We start from the raw sequence: 17927 nt of genomic DNA, 5'->3' as shown, positions 1-17927 counted from the left end.
TTTCGGCGTGCAGGGGCGGGGCTGAGTGTCCCCTCAGCCTAGGGGAAGGTAACGTGGTCTCCGTGCACGTACTCAGCGTCAGCTCTCTCAAGGGGGGCGTCGGCAAGACGACCGTGACACTCGGGCTGGCCTCAGCGGCTTTCGCACGAGGCGTCCGGACTCTCGTCGTCGACCTCGATCCGCAGTCCGACGTCTCCACCGGGATGGACATCCAGGTCGCCGGGCGACTCAACATCGCCGATGTCCTGGCGAACCCGAAGGAGAAGGTCGTCCGTCAGGCGATCACCTCCAGCGGTTGGGCGAAGGTGCACCCCGGCACGATCGACGTGCTCATCGGAAGCCCTTCCGCCATCAACTTCGACGGGCCGCACCCGAGCGTCCGCGACGTCTGGAAGCTCGAAGAGGCCCTCGCCTCCGTCGAGGCGGACTACGACCTCGTGCTCATCGACTGCGCGCCGTCGCTGAACGCCCTCACGCGCACGGCGTGGGCCGCCAGCGACCGCGTCATGGTGGTCACCGAGCCCGGCCTGTTCTCGGTCGCCGCCGCGGACCGCGCCCTCCGCGCGATCGAGGAGATCCGCCGCGGCCTCTCCCCCCGGCTCCAGCCGCTCGGCATCGTCGTGAACCGTGTGCGCCCGCAGTCCATCGAGCACCAGTTCCGCATCAAGGAGCTCCGCGACATGTTCGGCCCGCTCGTGCTCGCCCCCCAGCTGCCGGAGCGCACGTCGCTGCAGCAGGCACAGGGTGCGGCGAAGCCCCTGCACATCTGGCCCGGAGACTCGGCGCAGGAGCTCGCCGCCGACTTCGATCAGCTGCTCGACCGGATCATCCGCACCGGACGCATCGCACTTCCTGAGAACGTCTGACCCTCCGCCGCCGCGTTCATCACGGCCGTGAGCGACGCGGTGAGCACGGAACGATCCTTCCCCGCGACCCATCCACTGCGCTGACCGGCGCGATACTCGATCAGCGTGATCGCCTCGCTGTCCGGCCCGACACCGGTGCTCGTCTGATGGAAGCTCAGGATGTCGACCACGAATCCGATGCGGGCGAGTGCGGCGGTGAGCGCTTCGACAGGTCCGACGCCGTCATGCCTGGTCGTGCTCTGGCCGCCGTTCGAGCGGATGGTGATCGACGTTCCCTGCGCCGTCGTGTCGTATTCGACGAGGTCGACGGCAGACGGAGCCGGTGCAGCGAGGTAGGCGGCGTGGAAGATGTCCCAGAGCTCGACGGCGGTGACCTCGCTGCCGGTCTCATCCGTGTACAACTGGACGTGGCGGGCGAAGTCGATCTGCAGGCGTCGGGGCAGCTCGATGCCGTACTCGGTCTCCAGCAGGTAGGCCATGCCGCCCTTTCCCGACTGGGAGTTGACACGGATGACGGCGTCATAACTGCGTCCGATGTCAGCGGGGTCGATCGGCAGATACGGCACCTTCCACTCGATCTCCTGCTCCGGCCGGTCTTCCGCAGCGGCGCGTGAGCGGTGCTCGGCGAAGCCCTTCTTGATCGCGTCCTGATGCGTGCCGGAGAAGGCCGTGTGCACGAGGTCGCCGACGTAGGGATGGCGTGGAGGGACCTCGATGCGGTTGCAGTGTTCCACGGTGCGGCGGATCTCGTCGATGTCGGAGAAGTCGATCATCGGGTCGATGCCCTGGGCGTGCACGTTCAACGCGAGGGTGGCGAGATCGACGTTTCCGGTGCGCTCCCCGTTGCCGAAGATGCAGCCCTCGACGCGCTGTGCACCGGCGAGTACGGCGAGCTCGGCGCAGGCGATGCCGGTCCCGCGGTCGTTGTGCGGGTGCACGGAGAGGATCACGGCGTCGCGGCGGGCGAGGTTCTTGTGCATGTACTCGATCTGATCGGCGTACACGTTCGGCGTGGCGATCTCGACGGTGGCCGGCAGATTGAGGATGACCGGCCGCTCCGGGGTCGCATCCCACAGCTCGGTCATGGCGTCGCAGACCTCGAGGGCGAAGTCGGGCTCGGTGAGGTTGAACACCTCCGGACTGAACTCGAACCGCACGTTCGGCAGGTGTCCGGCGAACTCGAGCACGTCGCGACCCCCGGCGAGGATCAGCTCCTTCAGGCCCTCTCGGTCCTGGCCGAGGACGACGTCCCGCCACATCGGCGCGGTAGCGGTGTACATGTGGATCACGACCGGGTTGCGGATACCGCGGATGGACTCCACCGTGCGCTGGATCAGGTCGCGCCGGGCCGGGGTGAAGACGACGATCGTCACATCCTGGGGTGCGATGTCCGTGTCGGCGACCAGACGGACGAAGTCGTAGTCCGTCTGCGAGGCGGACGGGTAGCCGACCTCGATCTCCTTGTAGCCCATGGCGACCATCAGCTCGAAGAAGCGCTGCTTCCGGGCCGCGTCCATCGGTTCCGCCAGGGCTTGATTCCCGTCACGCAGATCCACCGGCACCCACAGCGGCGCGTGCGTCAGCCGGTTGCTCGGCCAGTCGCGGGCGGTGAGCGGGACCTCGACACGCGAGTACACATCCCGGTAGCGATGCGAGGGCATCTGCGAGTGCCGCTGCGGATTCCACGCCGGCGCATTCGCCGGGATCGGGCCGACGGGCGTGGAGAGGGTCGAGAAGCTGCTGCTGGTCATGGTGCGGTTCCTGTCCGGATCGTTCATCTTCGATCGACCGGCACGCGTATCGGCTCCACGTCGGGGAGCCGGTCTGGCTAGGCCCCGCCGTGGCGGCGAAGAAGAAGGAACCAGCAGGTGAGCATGCGTCGAACCTACCACAACTCCTCAGACAAGCAGAGCAGTCCAAGAGATGCCAGAATGACCGTATGACGACCGTGCGCCGCGAATCCCTCGCCGAGCAGGCCGCCGAGCTCCTCCTCACCCGCATCCGGGAGAGGGAGTGGGAGATCGGTGGGAAGCTGCCCGGTGAGACGACGCTCGCGCCGCAGCTCGGCATCGGCCGCTCCACGGCGCGGGAGGCGATCCGCATCCTCGCGGGTCGCGGCGTCCTCACCACCCGCCAAGGGGCCGGCGTCTTCGTCACCGCCACCGACGTCCCCGCGACCTGGGATGCCGTGCTTCAGCGTGCGGACATCGTCGCCGTCATCGAGGCGCGGACGGCGATCGAAGTCGAAGCCGCCGCCCTCGCCGCCGGACGCCGCACCTCAGCGGAGCTCCAAGCCCTCCGCAGAGCGCTGGGCGAACGAGAGCGACGCCGCGCGGACATCGACGATCACGTCGAGAGCGACCTCGCCTTTCACCGTGGCATCGTCGTCGCCGCGCAGAGTCCGGTGCTGCTCGAGCTGTTCGACGGCTTCGCGCCGCGCAGCCGGCAGGCGATGACCGACATGCTGCGGCTCCGCGGCCACCACGGCGACGAAGCCGACCATGACACCCACGAGCGCATCTACGAGGCGATCGCCTCGCGCGATGCCGAAGCGGCGGCCGCTCTCACTCGAGCGCACCTGGACGTGCTCAGGGGAAAGCTCAGCTGAAGCCGGCGCGAGTCCGGGGAGGGCGAACGGGTCGCGGGGCCCAGGCCTGTCGAAAGATCAGGCGGAGCGCTTCGAGCGACGTGCCGAGAGCTCGTCGACGGGATCCGGTGCCGTCGGGTCGAATGCGACGAGCGTCGACTCCACCTCGCGGAGTACCTTCCCGACGGCGATGCCGAACACGCCCTGGCCGCGGCTGACGAGGTCGATGACCTCGTCGTTCGACGTGCACAGGTAGACGGAGGCGCCGTCGCTCATGAGCGTGGTGCCGGCGAGATCGCGGATGCCGGCGCGGCGCAGCTCTTCGACCGCGGTGCGGATCTGCTGCAGCGAGATGCCGGTGTCGAGCAGGCTCTTGACGAGCTTCAGCACGAGGATGTCGCGGAACCCGTAGAGGCGCTGCGAACCGGAGCCGCTCGCGCCGCGGACGGTGGGCTCGACCAGCTCGGTGCGTGCCCAGTAGTCCAGCTGACGGTAGGTGATGCCGGCGGCACGAGCGGCGACGGCACCGCGGTAGCCGACCTCATCGTCCATGGCCGGGAGACCGTCCGTGAAGAGGAGTTCGGGTACGAACCGCGGGTCGCCTGTGAGCTCATCCGCATTCATCTGAAATCCTCCCTGGAACGGTTATCTCCACGGTAGAGCAGTGCTCGGGCACCGGCAATGACATCCGTGGGACGTCGAAGGTGTGTCGCAATCAGTTCGTTACGAAAGCACACGCGACAGGGCGTCCTTGACGAAGAGCGAGCGCACTTCGTCGATCTTGGCCGCCAGCTCGGGAGCGAGTTCGCTGGCCTTCGCGCGCGACGCGGCATCCGTCCGTCGCAGCAGCGACGACATCGCCGACTCGATGAGAGCGACCTCGCGCTCCGCCCCCTGGCGGAGGGAGCGCAGATGCCGGGGCTCGATGCCGTGGCGATCGAGCGCGACGAGTCCGCGCAGAAGCGTCACCGTCGCCTCGGGGTAGTTCTCCTGCGCGGTGATGACGCCGGTGCTGATCGCGTCGTTCAGCAGCTGGGGTCCTGCCCCTGCCGCCGCGAGGAGCTCGGCCCGACGGTAACGACGGGGCGTCGGCGTGATCGAGGGAGGCGGCGCGAGCGAGGTCTCCCCCGCGCTGCTGTCCAGCTGTTCCCGGATCACGCTCAGCGGCAGGTAGTGATCCCGCTGCAGGGTGAGTCCGAGACGGAGACGCTCGATGTCCGCTGTCGAGAACTTGCGATACCCGGACTCGGTGCGCGAAGGGCTGACGATGCCCTGCACCTCGAGGAACCGCAGCTTGCTGGAGGTCAGATCGGGGAACTCCGGAGTGAGACGCGCGAGCACCTGACCGATACTCAGCAGGCCCGCGGACGCAGAGCGTTCGCGGGCGGGAGTCGCCGCCATCAGGCGTTCGCCGCCTGGCGGTCGTGGGGTGAGGCGAAGAAGTTCAGTCGGAACTTGCCGACACGCAGCTCAGAACCGTCGACCAGCGCACTGCGGTCGACGCGCTCGCCGTTCACGTAGGTTCCGTTGAGGGAGCGCTGGTCGATGATCTCGAACGTCGTGCCGGTGCGGGTGATCTCCGCATGACGGCGCGAGACGGTCACGTCGTCGAAGAAGATGTCCGCCTCGGGGTGGCGTCCGACGGTGGTCACGTCGGTGTCGAGGAGGTATCGGGCACCGGCGAGGGCGCCCGAGCGGACCAGCAGAATGGCCGATCCCGACGGCAGCGCCGCGATCGCGGTCTGCTCGACGTCGGTGAGCTCCACGCCGAACGGCACGAACGACAGGTCCGAATCGTGTCCGAACGTCTGCGTCACGTCGTGTTTCTGCTCACCAGAGCGGTGGATCGCGGCTTCTCCGGCCGGTCGGCTGTCGCTGTCAGTCACTGTGCCCTCCTAGGCTGTCCAGACTAACGGATGCCGAGGGGCTCGCGGGAGGCCGCGTGCATACTCAGCCGTCACATACCGGGTCTCCATAGGGTGGACCTGTGAAGACCCACGCCCTGCGCCTCTCCGTCGTCCCCGTCGCCCTGGCCGCGACGCTTCTCGCCGCGTTCCTCGTGCTCGCCTCCCCGCTCTCGGCATCCGCGCACGACGCGCTCGTGTCGTCGGACCCGGCAGCCGACAGCCAGATCGAGACGCTCCCCGCCGAGCTGACGCTCACCTTCAGCGCCAAGCTGATCGACGGCGAGGGCGCCACCGAGGTCGTCGTCACGGACTCCGCGGGCAACGCGGTCACGGACGGGCCCGCCACCGTCGATGGCGCCGTCGTCACGCAGCCGCTCGTGTCGGCCGCCCCCGCCGGCGAGTACCACGTGATCTGGAAGGTCGTCTCGAGCGACGGGCATCCGACCTCCGACGAGTACTACTTCACCGTGACCACCGGCTCGGAGGTCACCCCCTCCGAGCAGCCCAGCGCCGCGCCGACCAGCGCAGCACCCAGCGACGAGGCGTCCGCGACGCCGGAGGCGACGGCCACCCAGGCCCCCGATGCGGACGGCGGATCCGGCGCCACCGCATGGATCTTCGCCCTGTCGATCGGCGGCATCCTGGTGATCGCGGTGCTGATGGTCTGGTACTGGCTTCGCAGCCGCCGCGGCGGTGCCGAGCCGGGCGCCGAGCCCGGTTCCGGGCCCTCGTCGGAGCGATAGGCTTAACCCATGCCCCATTACGATGTCGTCATCCTCGGTGCCGGTCCTGGTGGATACGTCGCCGCTGTCCGCAGTGCACAGCTCGGCCTCTCCACGGCCATCATCGAAGAGAAGTACTGGGGCGGTGTCTGCCTCAACGTGGGCTGCATCCCCTCCAAGGCGCTTCTCAAGAACGCGGAGCTCGCGCACACGCTGAACCACAAGGCCGACTTCTTCGGCATCTCGGGTGAGTTCACGATCGACTACGGCAAGGCGTTCGACCGCAGCCGCGTCGTCGCCGACGGCCGCGTCAAGGGCATCCACTTCCTGATGAAGAAGAACAAGGTGACCGAGTACGACGGCCGCGGCACCTTCACGGGCCCGAAGGCGATCTCGGTCGCCAAGGCCGACGGCTCCACCGAAGAGGTCACCTTCGACAACGCCATCATCGCCACCGGCTCGCGCGTCCGGCTGCTCCCGGGCGTCGAGCTCAGCGACAACGTCGTGACGTACGAAGAGCAGATCATGAGCCGTGAGCTGCCGAAGTCGATCGTCATCGTTGGCGCCGGCGCGATCGGCATGGAGTTCGCCTACGTCATGACGAACTACGGCGTGAAGGTCACCATCATCGAGTTCCTCGACCGTGCCCTCCCCAATGAGGACGCCGACGTGTCGAAGGAGATCACGAAGCAGTACAAGAACTACGGCGTCGACATCCTCACCTCGACCAAGGTCGAGACGGTCGTCGACAACGGCTCCTCCGTCACCGTGACCTACACGGCCAAGGACGGCCAGCAGTCGTCGATCGAGGCCGACAAGGTGCTCATGTCGGTCGGCTTCGCCCCGAACACCGAGGGCTTCGGCCTCGACGCGACCGGCGTGAAGCTCACCGAGCGCGGCGCGATCGACATCGACGACCACATGCGCACGAACGTCGAGGGCATCTACGCGATCGGCGACGTGACCGCCAAGCTGCAGCTCGCCCACGTGGCGGAGGCGCAGGGCGTCGTCGCGGCCGAGACCATCGGCAAGGCCGAGACCATGACGCTCGGCGACTACCGCATGATGCCGCGCGCGACGTTCTGCTCCCCCCAGGTCGCCTCGTTCGGCCTCACCGAGCAGCAGGCGAAGGACGAGGGGCGCGACATCAAGGTCGTCAGCTTCCCGTTCATGGCCAACGGCAAGGCGCACGGCCTCGGCGAGCCGGTCGGCTTCGTCAAGCTCATCGCCGACGCCGAGCACCTCGAGCTCATCGGCGCGCACATGATCGGCCCGGACGTCGCCGAGCTTCTGCCCGAGCTGACCCTCGCGCAGAAGTGGGACCTCACCGCGCTCGAGCTGGCCCGCAACGTGCACACCCACCCGACGCTGTCGGAGGCGCTGCAGGAGGGCTTCCACGGCCTCGCAGGGCACATGATCAACTTCTGACGCGAAGCGTCAAGGTTGAGCGAGCGAAGCGAGTCGAAACCCTGACGCAACGCACGAAGGCCCCGGTCCCTCTCGAGGGTGCCGGGGCCTTCGTGCGTCAGAGGTCGTACGTCAGAGACCCCGCATCGTGATGAGCCCGGCGGACCACCGGCGCAGCGGCCGTGTCCCCATCGTCCGGATGACGAGCTCCCGCGGAACCGCGACACCGATCGGCGCCGGAGCTCCCATCGACATATAGAAGGCGGACCGGCGCTGGACGATGCGCGTCCCTCGACGCAGGTCGCGGTCGTACCCCGTGAGGTCCGGCATCCGCCCGGGCAGCGATCGCGCGAGCTCCCGCGCCAACCGCACGGCATCCGTCCAGCCCAGATTCATCCCCTGACCGCCGATCGGACTGATCTCGTGCGCCGCGTCGCCGAGGAGGACCACGCGTCCCTGCGAGGTGCGCCGAGCGACATGCTGCGCGGCTTCGAAGACGGTCGGCCGTGCGTCATCCGCGAGTTCCAAGCGGATGCCGGTCCGGGCCTCGACCGCGCTGCGGAAGGCGTCCGGGGTGCCGAGCTGCTCCCCTGCTCCCTGGCGCGCCACCCACCGGCGCCCTCCCCCCGGCAGCGGGAAGGATTCGACGAGGCCAGACGGCTCGCAGTGCAGCACGGCGCGGGCATCCGTCTCCGCATCGGCGACGTCGACCATCGCGTAGGTCGCGCGCCCGCTCCGACGGCTCCACCCGAGTCCGAGACCCTCGCGCACGCGGCTCCGCACTCCGTCGGCCACCACGACGCAGCGGGCGGTCAGCTCGCGGGCCCCGTCCGGGGCATCGACCGCGACGCGCACGACCTCCCCCGCCGGATCGACCGCGCGTACGGCCCATCCGGAGCGCAGCGCATCCGGCGCGAGCGCCCGCAGTCGTGCTCTCAGCAGCGCGTCGGTACGCGGCTGCGGGAGGATCAGAACGGGCCGCTCGGGCGGGAAGGCGAGCGACGCCAGGGTCCGCCGACGGCTGCGCACCTCTCCCCCGTCGAGGCGCAGCGCCTCGGCCCGGACCTCGGCGCCGAGACCGGCAGCCTCCAGCGCGTCGAGCCCCGGCCGATGGATGCCGATCGCACGGGTGCGCGTGTCGGCATCCGCGCGACGCTCGCAGACGACCACCCGCAGTCCGTCCTGCGTCAGCAGGCACGCCAGCAGCAGACCCACCGGGCCCGCGCCGACGATGAGCACGTCATGGTCGGGCACGGTCGTCCTCCCACCGCACCTCCAGTCGGGACGGCACACCCCCGCGGACCCGCCAGCCCCGCGGGACGATCGCCCGGAGCTCCGCGACCGTGTGGGACCGGCGGATGCTGAGGAGCCCGTCCACGCGGATGAAGGAGTCGGCCAGGAGGTTCCGGGAGAGCGGCCAGGTGGCCGCCGCGAAGAGCGCATAGGCGGTGCGGCCGCGGGCGATGTCGTGATGCGCGGCCAGCCCACCGGGGGCGAGAAGCCGCCGGGAGTCCTCGAGCACGGTCTGCAGCTCCGCATCGTCGAGATGGTGCAGCACATGGTTGGAGAGCACGACGTCGAACGTCTCCCCCGCGTCGACGAGCTCGGTCGACAGCGCCCTTCGGTAGCGCACCCCCGCACCGCGATCGTGCGCGGAAGCCCACCGGATGGCGCGCTCATCCGTGTCGAGAGCCGTGATCTCCGCCTCGAGCCCGTCGCGGCGCAGCCGTCCGGCGAGGAACCGGCACAGGTCGCCGCCACCGGCGCCGATGTCGAGGATCCGCAACGGCGCACCGACGGCCCTCGGACGGATGTCACGGCGATAGAGCAGACCGGGGCGCGAGACCACGGCGTTCACGAAGCCGAATCGCCCGTAGGTGCGCGCCAGCATCCGCTCGTCCGCCCGCGGATCGTCCATCAGCTCCCGGATGCCGACGTCTCGAGCCGAGAGTCCCGAGCTCATGAGTCCGCGGAGGCCGTGACGGTCATCAGGGCGCTCTCGGCCGTCAGCCCCGGCCCGAACGCCATCGCCGAGACGCGATCGCCGGCCTGGGCGCCCTCCTCCTCGAGGATGCGCTTGAGCACGAACAGCACGGTCGCGCTGGACATGTTGCCGTTCTTCCGCAGGACCTCCCTGGCGGGGTGCAGCTGCGCGTCGCTGAGGTGCAGCTTCTCCTGGACGCGATCCAGGATGCTGCGCCCGCCCGGATGGATCGCCCAGTGCGCGACCTCCCGGCCGACCGCATCGTCGTCGAACGCGGCGACCAGGTCATCCTCCGGCGCGTACAGCGGACGCAGCGCGCCGATGATCGTCTCGCCGATGATCTGCGGCACGGTCGTGGCCAGGATCATCTCGAACCCGGTGTCGCCGATCGTCCAGGCCATCGCCTTCTCGCCCTCCGGCGCGATCGCGGTGTGGAAGCGGTCCAGGCGCAGGCCGGTGACCGCCGACGGGAGATCCCGCGCCGTCACGATCCCCGCCGCCGCGCCGTCGGCGAACAACGAGGACGCGACGATCGTGTCCGGGTCCTCGGAGGACCGCAGATGCAGGGTGCACAGCTCGACGCTGACCACCAGGACGACGGCGTTCTCGTCCGCGAGGCAGAACTGACTCGCGGCACGGAGCGCCGGCATCGACGCGTAGCAGCCCATGAAGCCGAGGTGGTAGCGCTGCACGCTGTCGGACAGACCGAGCGCCCGCACGATCTCGTACTCCGGGCCGGGGGCGTGGAACCCGGTGCAGGAGACGGTGATGACATGCGTCACATCGGCGGCCTCGAGGTCGGGGTCGGCGTCGAGCGCATGACGGGCGACGTCGACGAAGAGCCGTGCCGCCTCGCGCGTGTAGACCTCGTTGCGCGCCTTCGTCCCCGGCGCGAGGAGCGCTCCCGACCGGCGGTCGAAGAAGACCGGATCCGCCACGTCGGAGTCGAGCGACAGCTCGTCGATCACGGTGTGGCGGGTGTCGATGCCCGACACGTTGAACGAGGTCGACACGATCCGCTGCGCCAGTCGCCCGAGATCGGGCTGCGCGGCGAAGACGTCGCGCACCTCGTCCTGGTGGAGGACGGTGTCGGGGACGATCGTCTGCAGCGATCGAAGCACAGGCGGTCGGCTCATGTTGTCACTCAAGCACGCGCCGAGCTCGCCCGGGAAGGGGTTGCGTACGGCAACGACATCGGGCTAGAACCCCAGCGCGCGGGCGAGCTTGGATCCGGATGCGGAATGACGGCCTCCGGCGGCGCGCACTGCCCGCTCGACGGCGGCGAAGAACGCCTCTCGTCCGGCCACGTCGGTCGGGGCTGCGGGTCCGAGCTCCATCTCCCACTCCCGCCATTCGCGCTGCACTCCTCCGCGGAGGTCGGTGGCGCGGACCCGATCGTCGACGAACTCCGCCACGACCCCGTCGGGGCCGGTGAGCAGATACGCGGTGCGGTCGTTCTCGATCCGGGCGAGCGGTGCGAGGGGCTCGGTGGTCCAGGCCGAGACGGTCGCGGCGACGGCGTCGGGAAGCCCGTCGCCCTCTCCGAGCGGCCAGCCGAGCTCGAGTCGTCCGTCGCCCTGCCTCGGCCCCTTCACGTGCCAGCCCTCGTCCGGGCCGCCGGTGCGGCGGCGGAGTGCGACTCCGGAGCGCGCGAGGGCGCCGTCTGCGGTGTCGAAGTACCGGGCGTCCAGCGCCCGCTCCTCACCCGCCGTGACGGCGTCGACGCCGGGGATGTCCTCCCAGCCGGGCAGCGGCGTGTCGATGTCGACGTCGTACTTTCGCTCGACCTCGACCGTGCGAGACGGCTCAGTCGTCATCGTTGAGGGTGAGATCCTCGAGGGCTTCGTCGAACCAGTAGTCGATCTCGGTGGGACCGTCCTCGGGTCCCGTGTTCTGCGGCTCGCCGCGGCGGTTGTACACCACCTGCGTCTCGCTGTAGGGGACGATCAGCTTGTCGTCCGCGTCGCCGAGGGGGATGATCTGCCCGTCGAGCGGGCCGCCGTGAAGTCGTGCGAGTGCCATGACCTCAGAGTAGACCCTTCATCCGACGAGGATGCCGAGGAGCGCGCCCGCGATCATCCACGGTCCGAACGCGATGCGGGTGGCGCCGTCCGCCCGGCGCAAGAGCATCAGGGCGAGGGCGAAGAGGGAGCCCAGCACGAAGGCGGAGGCCGCGCCGATCGCGAGCTGCTGCCAGCCGTGCCATCCCAGGACGAGTCCGATGACCGCGGCGAGCTTGACGTCGCCTCCGCCCATCCCCGAGCGGCTGATCAACCGCAGCAGGGCGTAGAACCCGGCGAGGACGAGCAGACCGAGGAGAGCGCGGATCATCGGAGCGCTCTGCGCCGAGACCACGGCGTCGATCACGACGAGGAGGATCAGCGACGCGAGGGTCGGCAGCACGATCCGATTCGGCAGCCGATGCGTGCGGATGTCGATCACGGTCAGCCATCCGCCGATGCCCAGCAGCGCGCCGTGCACGAGGGCGACGAGCGCGAGCCGAGGGTCCATCCCGGCAGGGTAGGAGATCGGCGGATGCCGTGCCGACGGGGTGTGGATAACCGTCGCACCGCGATCGATTCCGGATGTCCGATGTACGAACTAGCGTCATCAGTGCCACTTGCTTTATTCGTACATATCTTCGAGGATGGATGCATGGGGATCGGGCTCGATGCGGTGACCGCGCTCTCTCCGACCAGCGATTCTCGCGCCGGAGAGGTGCTGCGACTGCGCCGCGAGATCAGCAGGATGCAGCGGCGGCGCAGCGAGCACGCGCTGCTCCCGCTCGACCCCTCGCTCGCCGCCCTGCTGCCGGAAGAGGGGCTGCAGACCGGCACCGCCTACAGCGTCTCCCCCTCACCGAGCCTCGTGCTCGCCCTGCTCAGTGCAGCCTCCAGGAAGGGGCACTGGTGCGCGGTGGTCGGCATGCCGACACTCGGCGTCGAGGCCGCCGCCGCCTTCGGCATCGACCTGACCCGGTTGATCCTGGTCCCCGAACCCGGCGAGCGCTGGCTCGCGGCGACCTCCGCACTGGCCGAGGTCGTCCCCCTGATCGTGGTGAACCCGCAGTCGCGGGCACGAGACGCCGACGTCTCGCGCCTCAGCGCACGGCTCCGTGATCGCGGATGCACACTCCTGGTCACGGAATCCCCCGCCGTGGAGCGATGGCCGCAGAGCGAGGGGTCGATCCGCCTCCACGACCCGCACTGGCACGGTCTCGGTGCGGGTTGGGGGCTGCTCTCCGACTGCACCGTGACGGTGACGGCCACGACCCGGCACAGTCCCCGACCCTCGAGCGTGCGCGTGCAGCTGCCCGACGGACATGGTGCCGTCGAGGCGGCCGCGGCAGAGCTCACCGCGCTGCCGTCGCTCGCCGCCGAGACGGCCTCCGGCAGATCCGCGGTCGACGACACGGCTCCGACCGAGCTCCTGCACTGGGCGGAGGCCGGATGAACACCCCGCTCCGCGTCCTCGTGCTGTGGTTCCCGGACTGGCCGCTGCGCGCCGCTCTGGGCGGTCCGCCTCCCCATCCGCCCACCGCGCTGGTGCAGGCGAACACGATCGTCGCCTGCACGGCCTCGGCCAGGGAGCACGGCGTGCGCACCGGTCAGCGCCGCCGCGTCGCGCAGGGGCATCTCTCCTCGCTGCGGGTGCTTCCGCACGACCCGGCGCGGGACGAGCGCGCCTTCCTCCCGGTGCTGCAGCTCATCGAGAAGCATGCGCCGGGCGTCGCCCTGCTGCGTCCTGGCCTCGCGATCCTCCGCGCCAGGGGCATCTCCCGCTATCACGGCGGAGAGGCCGAAGCGGCCGGAGCCCTCGCCGCCGTGCTCGCGGAAGCGGGTCTGCCCGAGGTGCGCATCGGCGTCGCCGACGGTCCCTTCACCGCCGAGATCGCCGCACGGGGCCGCGACGCCTGCACCGTCGTCCCGCCGGGGCGGTCGCAGGAGTTCCTCGCGCCCTACCCCGTGCAGGTGCTGCGGGACGAGCAGATCGCCGGCCTCCTCGTCCGCCTCGGCGTGCGCACTCTCGGCGAGTTCACCGCGCTCGCCCCGCTCGATGTGCGCGACCGCTTCGGCGAGCACGGCGCGCGCCTGCATGCGCTCGCCGCCGGCGCCGATTCCCGGCCGCTGACGCCTCGCCCTCCCGACCCCGAGCTGGTGCGGAGCATCGAGTTCGAGTCCCCGCTGGGCGGAACGGATCAGGTGGCCTTCGCCGTGCGGCAGACGGCGGATGCCGTGCTCCTCGCCCTCGGAGACGCCTCGGTCGTCTGCACCGAGGTGCGGATCGACATGACGGACGACAACGGGACGGTCTTCTCCCGCACGTGGCTGCATCCGACCTGCTTCGACGCCTCCGACCTGGTCGACCGCGTGCGCTGGCAGCTGGAGGCGCTGGCCGCGCAGTCGGCGAAGGAGCCCGTCGACGAGGCGCGGGCGTTCGGCGGCATCCTGGCGGTGCGCATCGTCCCGGTCGCCGTCGACGACGCCGCCCACCATCAGCCCGGACTCTTCGGCTCCGGCACCGATGAGCGGCTGCATCACGCGGTCTCCCGCGTGCAGACCATGCTGGGGCATCAGGGCGTGGTCACCGCCGCGCTCGCCGGAGGCCGCTGGCTCGCCGATCGTCAGGTGCTCACCCCGTGGGGCGAGCGCGCCGTCGCCCCTCGCGATCCCGGCTCCCCGTGGCCCGGAAGCCTGCCCGACCCGCTCCCCGCCGAGGTCTTCCTGCCGCCGCGCCCCATCGGGGTGCTCGCCGCCGACGGCGCCGCGATCAGCGTCGACGACCGGGGCGCTCTCTCCCAGGAGCCCGCCCGCATCGACGGCGTCGCCGTGCAGGCCTGGGCCGGCCCCTGGCCCGTGCACGAGCGCCGCTGGACATCCGATGGAGGCAGACGAGGGCACCGGCTCCAGATCGTCGACGATCACGACCACGCCTGGCTCGTCTTCCGCACCGGCGAGCGCTGGTGGGTCGAGGGGAGGTATCGCTGATGGGCTGGCACAATCCCCCGCAGACCTGGAGCGAGCTCGAGCGCACCCTCAGCGGAGAGGAGCCGGCCCCGCGGCAGGGGGTCGAGCCGCCCGCCACACGACCCGACCCCGGACCGGTGAGCCGACGACGGCAGCGCACACCGCTCACCGGCATATCCCGGCCGGCCGATGCGGTGCCCTACGCCGAGCTGCACGTGCACTCCTCGTACTCGTTCCTCGACGGCGCCTCCGCCCCGGAGGATCTCCTCGCCGAGGCCGAGCGCCTCGGGCTCACGGCCCTCGCCCTCACCGACCACGACGGCTTCTACGGCGCCGCACGGTTCGCCGACCAGGCCGAGCTCATGAAGTCGCCGCTGCAGACGGTGTACGGCGCCGAGCTGTCCCTCGATCTCCCCGCTCCGCAGCGGGGCAGCCCCGATCCCGCTGGTGAGCATCTGCTGGTCCTCGCGCGCGGGATGGAGGGCTATCACCGCCTCTCCGGCGCGATCACCGCCGCCCAGCTGCGCGGGGGCGAGAAGGGGCGCCCGGTCTACGACATCGACGAGCTCGCGGCGAGCGCGGGTGGGCAGTGGACGATCCTGACCGGATGCCGCAAGGGCGCGGTGCGTCGGGGACTCGAGGTCGGCGATGCCGCGACCCCGCTCCGGAGCCTCGTCGATCTGTTCGGCGCCGACCACGTCGCCGTCGAGCTCTTCGACCACGGGGATCCGCAGGACACCCGTCGCAACGACGCCCTCGCCGAACTCGCCCGGCGGATGCGGCTGCCCGTGGTGGCGACCAACAACGTGCACTACGCCGGTCCTGCCCAGGCCCCGCTCGCCGAGGCGGTGGCCGCTGTCCGTGCGGTCCGCAGCATGGACGAGCTCGACGGATGGCTGCCCGCGCACGGCGGCGCGCACCTGCGCAGCGGAGCGGAGATGTCGGCGCGCTTCCAGCGCTACCCCGGCGCGATCTCGTACGGCCTCGAGCTGGCAGCGGCATCCGCGTTCCCGCTGCGACTCGCGCGACCGGCGCTGCCGAAGCAGAAGGTGCCGGAGGGGCACACGCCGATGAGCTGGCTGCGGCATCTGGTGTGGGAGGCCGTGCCGTCGAAGTATCCCCGACTGAAAGACGAGGAGCATCGCCGGATCGAGCGGGAGCTCGACGTCATCGAGGAGAAGGACTTCCCCGGCTACTTCCTCATCGTGCACGGCATCGTCGCCGAAGCACGGCGGCGCGGCATCCTCTGCCAGGGACGAGGGTCCGCTGCGGCGAGCGCGGTCTGCTACCTGCTGGGCATCACCGCCGTCGACCCCATCCTCTACGGCCTCCCCTTCGAGCGGTTCCTCGCCACCACCCGGACAGAGGAGCCCGACATCGACGTGGACTTCGACTCCCGCCGCCGGGAGGAGATCATCCAGTGGGTGTACGGAGAGTACGGCAGGGAGCGCGCGGCCCAGGTCGCGAACGTCATCCAGTACCGTCCGAAGAACGCGGTGCGCGACATGGCAAGGGCGCTCGGGCATTCACCGGGGCAGCAGGATGCCTGGTCGCGGCAGGTCGACGGCTGGGGCACGGGCCTGGAGCCGTCGGAGGGTCACGACATCCCCGAGAACGTGCTCGCCTACGCGGGCGAGCTGCTGAAGGCGCCGCGCCACCTGGGCATCCACTCGGGCGGCATGGTGCTCACGGCGCGACCCGTCGGCGAGGTCGTTCCTGTCGAGCATGCCCGCATGGAGAACCGCACGGTGATCCAGTGGGACAAGGATGACGCCGCCTTCATGGGACTGGTGAAGTTCGATCTGCTGGGCCTCGGGATGCTCGCCGCGCTCCAGCACTGCTTCGACATGATCCTCGAGGCCACCGGTGAGCGGTGGACGCTGGAGACCCTCCCCAAGGAGGAGCCAGCGGTCTACGACATGCTGTGCCGAGCGGACTCGATCGGGGTCTTCCAGGTCGAGTCGCGCGCGCAGATCGGGCTGCTCCCCCGCCTGCAGCCGCGGAGCTTCTACGACCTCACCATCCAGATCGCTCTCATCCGCCCCGGCCCCATCCAGGGCGGGGCCGTGCATCCGTTCGTCCGGCGCAAGATGGCCAAGGACCGCCTCGACGAGGAGAACCGGGAGCGGATCGCCCGCGGCGAGGAGCCGGTGGACTTCCCCATCCCCTACCCGCACAGCGATCTCGAACCGATCCTGAAGCGCACACTGGGGATCCCCATCTTCCAGGAGCAGCTCATCCAGATGGCCACGGCGGTCGGCGACTGCACCGCAGACGAGGCCGACCTGCTGCGTCGGGCCATGGGCTCGAAGCGGGGCCTGGAGAAGATCGAGAGAGTGCGCGAGAAGCTCTACGCGGGAATGGCCAGGCGCGGGCTCGACCTCGACGCCTCCGATCGCATCTATGCGCAGATCCAGGCGTTCTCGAACTTCGGTTTCGCGGAGTCGCATTCGCTGTCGTTCGCGCTGCTCGTCTATGCCAGCTCCTGGTTGAAGCTGCACTATCCCGCCGCGTTCCTCGCCGGGCTCCTGCGCTCGCAGCCGATGGGCTTCTACTCCGGGGCGACACTGACCGCCGATGCGCGACGGCACGGGGTGGAGGTCCGCCGCCCCGATCTGCATGCCTCGGGCGCGACGGAGACGCTGGAGCCGCTCGCCGAGCCCACCGGGCGGCCGACCGGCAGGGACGACTGCCTCGACACTCCGCAGCCTCCGACGCTCCGCTTCGACCGAGACGCCCCCGACGAGTCGGCCTCCCATCGCCGGGACGGCGGGCACGCGGTGCGACTGGGGCTCAGCGGCATCCGCGGGATCGGCGTGCCCCTGGCCGAGAAGATCGTCGCCGAGCGCGAGGCCAACGGCCTCTACCGCGACCTGCACGACCTGGTGCGGCGCACGGATGCCACCGCCGCACAACTGGAGGCTCTCGCCACCGCCGGCGCGTTCGCCTGCCTCGGGCTGGAGCGGCGGGAGGCGATCTGGCTCGCGGGTGCGGCCGCCGACGACCGGTCGCGCTTCCTTCCCGGCACCTCCGTCGCCGTGCAGCCGCCCCTGTTCGCCGATCAGACCAGCTACGAACGGCTCTCCGCAGACCTCTGGGCGACCGGCGTCTCGACCGATGACCACCCGATGGCACACTTCCGCGGCGCGCTCCGCGACAGAGGTGTGCTGACCGCCGCCGATCTGCGCGCGCACGAATCAGGACGGCGCATCGAGGTCGCCGGCCTCGTCACCCACCGTCAGCGGCCGGCGACGGCCTCCGGGATCACGTTCATGAACCTCGAGGATGAGAGCGGGCTGGTGAACGTCGTCTGCTCGACCGGCGTATGGAACCGCTATCGGCGCGTGGCCCGCGACTCTCCGGCGCTCATCATCCGCGGCATCCTGGAGCGTTCAGAGGAGGGGGTCGTGAACGTGCTCGCCGATGCCTTCGAGGATCTGCGCACCGGGCTCACGCATCGATCCAGGGACTTCCGCTGATGCGCACC

At 70.2% G+C, this 17927-nt stretch carries 17 protein-coding genes; 7 read left to right on the top strand and 10 right to left on the bottom strand.

Annotation, left to right across the window (positions count from 1 at the left end; translation table 11 throughout):
* Window positions 1-62: 62 nt before the first annotated feature.
* Window positions 63-866 carry a ParA family protein gene (locus ABD648_RS00285; RefSeq protein ID WP_282216757.1) on the top strand — a complete coding sequence of 268 codons (804 nt, stop codon included), beginning with the start codon at window positions 63-65 and terminating at the stop codon, window positions 864-866.
* Here the strand turns inward: ABD648_RS00285 and ABD648_RS00280 are convergent.
* Window positions 809-2617, bottom strand: a complete 1809-nt coding sequence (locus ABD648_RS00280; protein WP_282216756.1) for a 2-isopropylmalate synthase — start codon at window positions 2615-2617, stop codon at window positions 809-811. The genes ABD648_RS00285 and ABD648_RS00280 overlap by 58 nt on opposite strands.
* Before the next feature lie 188 nt (window positions 2618-2805).
* Between ABD648_RS00280 and ABD648_RS00275 the strand changes: the two genes are divergently transcribed.
* Window positions 2806-3474 carry a FadR/GntR family transcriptional regulator gene (locus tag ABD648_RS00275; RefSeq protein WP_282216755.1) on the top strand — a complete coding sequence of 223 codons (669 nt, stop codon included), beginning with the start codon at window positions 2806-2808 and terminating at the stop codon, window positions 3472-3474.
* Between the two features lie 57 nt (window positions 3475-3531).
* On the opposite strand, the gene ABD648_RS00270 is transcribed toward ABD648_RS00275, so the two are convergent.
* The 3 genes from ABD648_RS00270 to ABD648_RS00260 form a co-directional block, all read right to left on the bottom strand.
* On the bottom strand, window positions 3532-4077 hold the full coding sequence (locus tag ABD648_RS00270; protein ID WP_116636800.1) for a MerR family transcriptional regulator: 546 nt from the start codon (window positions 4075-4077) through the stop codon (window positions 3532-3534).
* A 99-nt stretch (window positions 4078-4176) separates the two neighbouring features.
* Complete coding sequence (ftsR, locus tag ABD648_RS00265; RefSeq protein WP_282216754.1) at window positions 4177-4854, bottom strand: transcriptional regulator FtsR; 678 nt, start codon at window positions 4852-4854, stop codon at window positions 4177-4179.
* On the bottom strand, window positions 4854-5339 hold the full coding sequence (locus ABD648_RS00260; RefSeq protein ID WP_282216753.1) for an FHA domain-containing protein: 486 nt from the start codon (window positions 5337-5339) through the stop codon (window positions 4854-4856). The genes ftsR and ABD648_RS00260 overlap by 1 nt, the downstream gene beginning before the upstream one ends.
* Before the next feature lie 101 nt (window positions 5340-5440).
* Between ABD648_RS00260 and ABD648_RS00255 the strand changes: the two genes are divergently transcribed.
* On the top strand, window positions 5441-6103 hold the full coding sequence (locus ABD648_RS00255) for a copper resistance CopC family protein (RefSeq protein ID WP_282216752.1): 663 nt from the start codon (window positions 5441-5443) through the stop codon (window positions 6101-6103).
* A 9-nt stretch (window positions 6104-6112) separates the two neighbouring features.
* The gene (gene lpdA, locus ABD648_RS00250; protein WP_282216751.1) at window positions 6113-7510 is read left to right on the top strand and encodes a dihydrolipoyl dehydrogenase; all 1398 of its coding nucleotides are present in this window, start codon (window positions 6113-6115) and stop codon (window positions 7508-7510) included.
* Between the two features lie 111 nt (window positions 7511-7621).
* On the opposite strand, the gene ABD648_RS00245 is transcribed toward lpdA, so the two are convergent.
* From ABD648_RS00245 to ABD648_RS00220, 6 genes are all read right to left on the bottom strand, one after another.
* Window positions 7622-8743 carry an FAD-dependent oxidoreductase gene (locus tag ABD648_RS00245; RefSeq protein ID WP_282216750.1) on the bottom strand — a complete coding sequence of 374 codons (1122 nt, stop codon included), beginning with the start codon at window positions 8741-8743 and terminating at the stop codon, window positions 7622-7624.
* A complete protein-coding gene (locus ABD648_RS00240; RefSeq protein ID WP_282216749.1) occupies window positions 8730-9452 on the bottom strand; it encodes a methyltransferase domain-containing protein in 723 nt (240 codons plus the stop codon). Before ABD648_RS00240 ends, ABD648_RS00245 begins: the two co-directional genes overlap by 14 nt.
* Window positions 9449-10609, bottom strand: a complete 1161-nt coding sequence (locus ABD648_RS00235) for a type III polyketide synthase (RefSeq protein WP_282216748.1) — start codon at window positions 10607-10609, stop codon at window positions 9449-9451. Before ABD648_RS00235 ends, ABD648_RS00240 begins: the two co-directional genes overlap by 4 nt.
* Before the next feature lie 63 nt (window positions 10610-10672).
* Window positions 10673-11290 carry a CYTH domain-containing protein gene (locus tag ABD648_RS00230; RefSeq protein WP_282216747.1) on the bottom strand — a complete coding sequence of 206 codons (618 nt, stop codon included), beginning with the start codon at window positions 11288-11290 and terminating at the stop codon, window positions 10673-10675.
* On the bottom strand, window positions 11280-11495 hold the full coding sequence (locus ABD648_RS00225; protein ID WP_116636791.1) for a response regulator: 216 nt from the start codon (window positions 11493-11495) through the stop codon (window positions 11280-11282). Before ABD648_RS00225 ends, ABD648_RS00230 begins: the two co-directional genes overlap by 11 nt.
* Window positions 11496-11513: 18 nt before the next feature.
* The gene (locus ABD648_RS00220) at window positions 11514-11984 is read right to left on the bottom strand and encodes a prepilin peptidase (RefSeq protein ID WP_282216746.1); all 471 of its coding nucleotides are present in this window, start codon (window positions 11982-11984) and stop codon (window positions 11514-11516) included.
* A 144-nt stretch (window positions 11985-12128) separates the two neighbouring features.
* Here ABD648_RS00220 and ABD648_RS00215 point away from each other — a divergent pair, with 144 nt between their 5' ends.
* Genes ABD648_RS00215 through ABD648_RS00205 form a run of 3 tightly spaced genes read left to right on the top strand, consistent with a single transcriptional unit; the run spans window position 12129 to window position 17919 of the window.
* Entirely contained in the window at window positions 12129-12926 is a 798-nt protein-coding gene (locus ABD648_RS00215) for a hypothetical protein (RefSeq protein ID WP_282216745.1), read from the top strand.
* Entirely contained in the window at window positions 12923-14461 is a 1539-nt protein-coding gene (locus ABD648_RS00210) for a DNA polymerase Y family protein (RefSeq protein ID WP_282216744.1), read from the top strand. The genes ABD648_RS00215 and ABD648_RS00210 overlap by 4 nt, the downstream gene beginning before the upstream one ends.
* Complete coding sequence (locus tag ABD648_RS00205) at window positions 14461-17919, top strand: error-prone DNA polymerase (protein ID WP_282216743.1); 3459 nt, start codon at window positions 14461-14463, stop codon at window positions 17917-17919. Before ABD648_RS00210 ends, ABD648_RS00205 begins: the two co-directional genes overlap by 1 nt.
* Window positions 17920-17927 lie beyond the last annotated feature (8 nt).

Source organism: Microbacterium luteolum (assembly GCF_039533965.1).
Classification (GTDB): Bacteria; Actinomycetota; Actinomycetes; order Actinomycetales; family Microbacteriaceae; genus Microbacterium; species Microbacterium luteolum.
This window is presented reverse-complemented; position numbering and strand designations above follow the sequence as displayed.